Origin of the sequence: Mongoliibacter sp. (assembly GCF_007692705.1) — a bacterium.
Classification (GTDB): domain Bacteria; phylum Bacteroidota; class Bacteroidia; order Cytophagales; family Cyclobacteriaceae; genus Mongoliibacter.
The window spans coordinates 1-4,488 of the sequence record NZ_REBN01000047.1; the positions used below are offsets into that span (position 1 = coordinate 1).

General features: G+C 38.4%; 6 protein-coding genes. 5 read left to right on the top strand and 1 reads right to left on the bottom strand.

Annotation, left to right across the window (positions count from 1 at the left end; translation table 11 throughout):
- Together EA341_RS00735 and EA341_RS00740 are read left to right on the top strand one after the other, a co-directional pair.
- Positions 1-584, top strand: a 584-nt coding sequence (locus EA341_RS00735) for a DUF4494 domain-containing protein (RefSeq protein WP_293010765.1), incomplete at its 5' end; no start/stop codon positions are given.
- An 82-nt stretch (positions 585-666) separates the two neighbouring features.
- Complete coding sequence (locus EA341_RS00740; protein ID WP_293010766.1) at positions 667-1,089, top strand: hypothetical protein; 423 nt, start codon at positions 667-669, stop codon at positions 1,087-1,089.
- On the opposite strand, the gene EA341_RS00745 is transcribed toward EA341_RS00740, so the two are convergent.
- Entirely contained in the window at positions 1,073-1,696 is a 624-nt protein-coding gene (locus EA341_RS00745) for a histidine phosphatase family protein (protein WP_293010767.1), read from the bottom strand. The genes EA341_RS00740 and EA341_RS00745 overlap by 17 nt on opposite strands.
- A 53-nt stretch (positions 1,697-1,749) precedes the next feature.
- Here EA341_RS00745 and EA341_RS00750 point away from each other — a divergent pair, with 53 nt between their 5' ends.
- From EA341_RS00750 to menD, 3 genes are all read left to right on the top strand, one after another.
- Positions 1,750-2,172: a hotdog fold thioesterase gene (locus EA341_RS00750; RefSeq protein ID WP_293010768.1), complete on the top strand. Its 423-nt coding sequence runs from the start codon at positions 1,750-1,752 to the stop codon at positions 2,170-2,172.
- On the top strand, positions 2,169-3,380 hold the full coding sequence (locus EA341_RS00755; RefSeq protein ID WP_293010769.1) for a chorismate-binding protein: 1,212 nt from the start codon (positions 2,169-2,171) through the stop codon (positions 3,378-3,380). Before EA341_RS00750 ends, EA341_RS00755 begins: the two co-directional genes overlap by 4 nt.
- Positions 3,381-3,384: 4 nt before the next feature.
- Positions 3,385-4,488 (top strand): 2-succinyl-5-enolpyruvyl-6-hydroxy-3-cyclohexene-1-carboxylic-acid synthase (gene menD / locus EA341_RS00760; RefSeq protein ID WP_293010770.1); only part of this gene is annotated, 1,104 nt, incomplete at its 3' end.

A 4,488-nucleotide genomic window follows, 5' to 3' on the forward strand; every position in this document is an offset into this window, starting at 1 on the left:
TGAAATACGCCAAAGAAAATGAGCAGGGATTGCTCGAAAATGTGTCTGAACAATACTTGGTAGATGCTGTGTCATTTACAGAAGCTGAAGCAAGGATTTATGATATGTTAGGTTCTACCATTAGAGGAGACTTTCAGGTAACCAATATCAGCAAGAGTAATTTTGTAGATGTTTTCCCCTTTGATGATATCGATATTTGGCATAAATGTAAGATCACCTATGTGGTGGCAGATGCTGATAGTGGTAAAGAGAAAAAGGTAACCCAATACATGTTAGTAACCGCTCATGATGTCAAAGAAGCTTATGACAGGATTCATGAGAGCCTTAGTAATATGCTGGTAACTTTCAGGGTACCTGATATTGTAGAAAGCCCTATCGTTGAGGTTTTCCCCTATGAACACGAAGACGAAGAGTTGCTACCTCCTCCACCATCTAACCTAAAACCTCTTAGTGAAGTAAAAGCCGATCAGGAAAGAAGAGAAGAAGCCAGATCATCAAATGAAGCTCAACAAGAACACTCAGAAGAAGCAGAATTAATTGAATATGAAGCTGAGGATGACAATACAAATGAAAAGGAGCAATAAGCTCCTTTTTTGTTTTGCCAAACAATCTTGGGATTTTAAACCATGTATTGTTTAACCCGTTATAATTCTATAGTTTGCAGATATGAAAACGGTATTAACAACCATAATGCTCTTATTTTTTATTCAATTGGGTTTTGCGAAAGATCCAGGGGAAAAGTCATTCCTGATTCTTTTTGATAAATCAGAGCTGAAAGAACTAAAAACAAGTACAGAATACATCGAACTAAGTTTGATGACGCTTTTCAAGACTAAAGCCTATACCGGAAATTCAGATGCAGCTATACTCGTGAAGGTCCCATATGGCAATATCGACGAATGTCAGTTGGGTGATATGTTTGTCAGACTCAACCGTGACAGAATCGTATCCTTGCAGGACGTGGCTTTTCAAATCATCGATCTAGATCAGTCAAAGGCCCTTTATGAAAGCTTAATAGCTTCCTATGAAGACAAATCACAGAAAACAAAAGCAAAAAATAAACTTGGTAAGACTATTTCTGCAAATTGAAATGTTCTCCACAATTATATTTTTCTAGCCTAAATGACCCAGATTGATGTTGATGAAGTAAGTATAAGCCCAAATTTCTGTGTTTAAAAACATCCATATACCTTAGGTCATATCCCAACAGCACGCTCAATAATACCCGCATTGCCCTTCCATGCATACAAACCAAAATTTGTTTTTCCGGCTGATTGAGCACATGCTTTATCCCTCTGCTTAACCTTTTGGCTACAATTATCGGGCTTTCACCACCTTCAATAGCATATTCCAAATCTCCTGAAGACCAGCGCTTAAGCATATTTTGGTAATATCCATTTTGTTCCGGAGTCATGGGAAGTCCTTCATATCTACCCCAGCTGATTTCGTTGAGATCAGGCACTGCTTCATGCGGCAGTCCTTTTTCAATAAAACCTTCTACTGATTGTCTTGTCCGCTGAAGCCCCGTATAAAAGACTTTTTCAAAAGAAATATCCTTGTAAGCTTCAAAAAATGTCTTTGCCTGATTTCGCCCATTTTGGTTGAGAGGCGCATCTATACCACTTCCCTGTACCACACCTTTGAGATTATAATCTGTTTGACCGTGCCTGATTAAGTAGATTTTTTTAGTTACCAACTTTACTTATTTTTGTTTGATACTTCAAAGAAAAAACTTTTATCCCGGATTCCATGATATTCTCAAAAAAGCTTAGCCTAGAAACAATAAATGACTGGGGTAAAAATACCATGACTGATTTTCTTGACATTAAGTTTACAGCTATTGGAGAAGATTACCTAGAGGCAACAATGCCTGTAGATTCCAGAACCAAACAACCCCTTGGCCTGTTACATGGAGGAGCTAATGTAGTATTGGCGGAAACCTTAGGCAGTGTGGCAGCCACGCTTACTGTAGACAAAGAAAAGCAATACTGTGTAGGTTTAGAAATCAATGCAAACCATTTAGCGGCTGTAAAAGAAGGAATTGTCAGAGGTATAACCAAACCAATTCATCTTGGAAAAAAAACCCAGGTATGGGAAATAAAAATATATACAGAAGAAGGAAAATTGAGCTGCATCAGCAGAATTACCATGGCAGTGATTGATCGCAAATGAAGATACAGACTTTAGTAGAAAACAAGGTTGAAAACCTTGAACATTATTTGGCTTGCTTGATTTCATCAAGTATGGATAAAGGCTATCAGTTGGCTGTTTGGAGAAAACCCCATTCTGCTTACCTAGAAGTATTGATTGACAAATCAGGGCAAACCAAAAGGGTAGATATTCATGGTCTTGAAGAATTAAACCCAGGCTTTATTGCGCATCCATTTGAAGATCAGGAGGATGAAAAAGGATTTTTTATTGAAGCCGATACATATCTCAAGATTGACATTAAAACTCCTTTGGAGAAACAGGAAAATGCTATTGAATCCCTTCCCATGGTCCTTCCAAGAAACAAATGCAATTCACTTATCAGAAAAGCATTTGTTCCTGAAGCAGCAGCCCCTGAATCAAAAATATCAGAAGAATGTACCAAAAATGAATTCCTTCAATTGGTAATAAAAGGAATTGAGGCAATAGAAAATGGGAGTTTGAATAAGATTGTTCCTGCCAGAATTAAGAAAAAAAGCTTGACTGATAATTTTGATCTCATTACCGTATTCAAAAGTCTAATTGATTCTTATCCAAATGCATTTGTCAATTTTTTCCATATACCCCAAGTAGGCTCCTGGATAGGTGCATCACCGGAAATTTTAATTCAGACAAAAGGCGATGAGTTTTTCACCATGTCACTGGCCGGCACCCAAAAAGCAAAAGGTGAAAACCCTTTAAAAAATGCTGCATGGATGCAGAAAGAAATAGAAGAGCAGGCCTTTGTAAGTAGGTATATTGTGGATTGTTTCAAAAAAATCAGGCTTCGTGAATATGATGAACACGGTCCTAAGACTGTACTCGCAGGTAACCTTTTGCACCTGAGATCTGACTTCAAAGTAAATATGAAGGCCACTAATTTCCCACAATTGGGTTCTGTTATGCTGAGCCTCTTACATCCCACATCTGCAGTATGTGGAATGCCCAGAAAAGAAGCTTTTGAATTCTTGCGGGTTCATGAAAAATTCGATCGATCACTTTTTGCAGGCTTTATAGGGCCAGTCAATGTCGAAGAGGTAACTGCCATCTATGTTAATCTACGCACAGCAAGGTTGATGGATAGAATAGCAATTTTATATGCAGGTGCGGGTGTTACAGAAGACTCTGATCCGGAAATGGAATGGGAAGAAACTGAAATGAAATGTGAAATCATAGGAAAGTACCTCAATTGACAATATGCACCTACAACCTCTGGCAGATCTGGTTTCAATTTGTGTCCAAAAAGGCATTTCTGACGTAATTTTATCACCCGGTTCTCGCTGTGCCCCGATTTCTCTTGCTTTTATAAGGCATCCAAAGATTCACGCAAGAACCATTTCTGATGAAAGGTCTGCTGCTTTTATAGCATTGGGAATGGCACAGCAGCAAGAAAGGCCTGTTGTACTGGTATGTACATCCGGGTCAGCAGCGTACAACTATGCTCCTGCGGTAGCTGAAGCCTTTTTCCAACAAATCCCGTTAATCATAATAACTGCCGACCGTCCTCCCGAATGGATAGATCAATGGGATGGACAAACCATTAGGCAATCACAGATTTATGGTAAACATGTAAAAGCTTCTTTCGATTTTCCTGATGACTTCAACCATAAAGACAAAATATGGCATAGTCATAGAATAACCAATGAAGCTATTCTGCTTGCTAATCAGTTTCCCGAGGGACCAGTACACATCAATGTTCCTTTAAGGGAACCATTTTACCCTAAAGAAGGAGAATTTTATGATTTTGAGAAACCTGTTTTAGAAGTAGGTACCGTCTCTGCACAAACAGTTCTTTCTGAGGAAACAAAGAAAAAAATGCAAGTAAGGCTTGCCAATTATAAAAAAATATTGATTGTTCCTGGACAACAAAAGCCTGATATAGGGCTAGTTAAAATCATAAATTATTTGGCTGAAAACAAAAAAGCGGTGGTGGTCACAGATACCATTTCAAATCTTCAGTCAGAATATACCATCAACTTACACGATCATTTTATTGGCTTTGAGCAAATATCCGATAACCTAAAGCCAGACCTAATCATCTCTTTTGGCAAATCCATCATATCAAAGGCACTCAAGTTGTTTTTGAGAAAATCCAAAGCCCCTCATTGGCATATTCAACCTGGTGGCTATTTTCCAGACACCTACCAGCATTTGAGTAAAGCGATCCATAGTCAGCCAGAGCAATTCCTAAATAGCGTTGGTGAATTCATGAATTCTGATCCTGAATTTGTAGAAAAATGGGAATCCACAAACACTAAAGTCAATGCGCACCTTGGTCCTATAATTTCTAATGCAGCATAT

What these genes read in the sequence shown, in the direction of transcription:
- EA341_RS00740 (WP_293010766.1), top strand. Translation starts at nt 667, where the DNA reads ATGAAAACGGTATTAACAACCATAATGCTCTTATTTTTTATTCAATTG.
- EA341_RS00750 (WP_293010768.1), top strand. Translation starts at nt 1,750, where the DNA reads ATGATATTCTCAAAAAAGCTTAGCCTAGAAACAATAAATGACTGGGGT.
- EA341_RS00755 (WP_293010769.1), top strand. Translation starts at nt 2,169, where the DNA reads ATGAAGATACAGACTTTAGTAGAAAACAAGGTTGAAAACCTTGAACAT.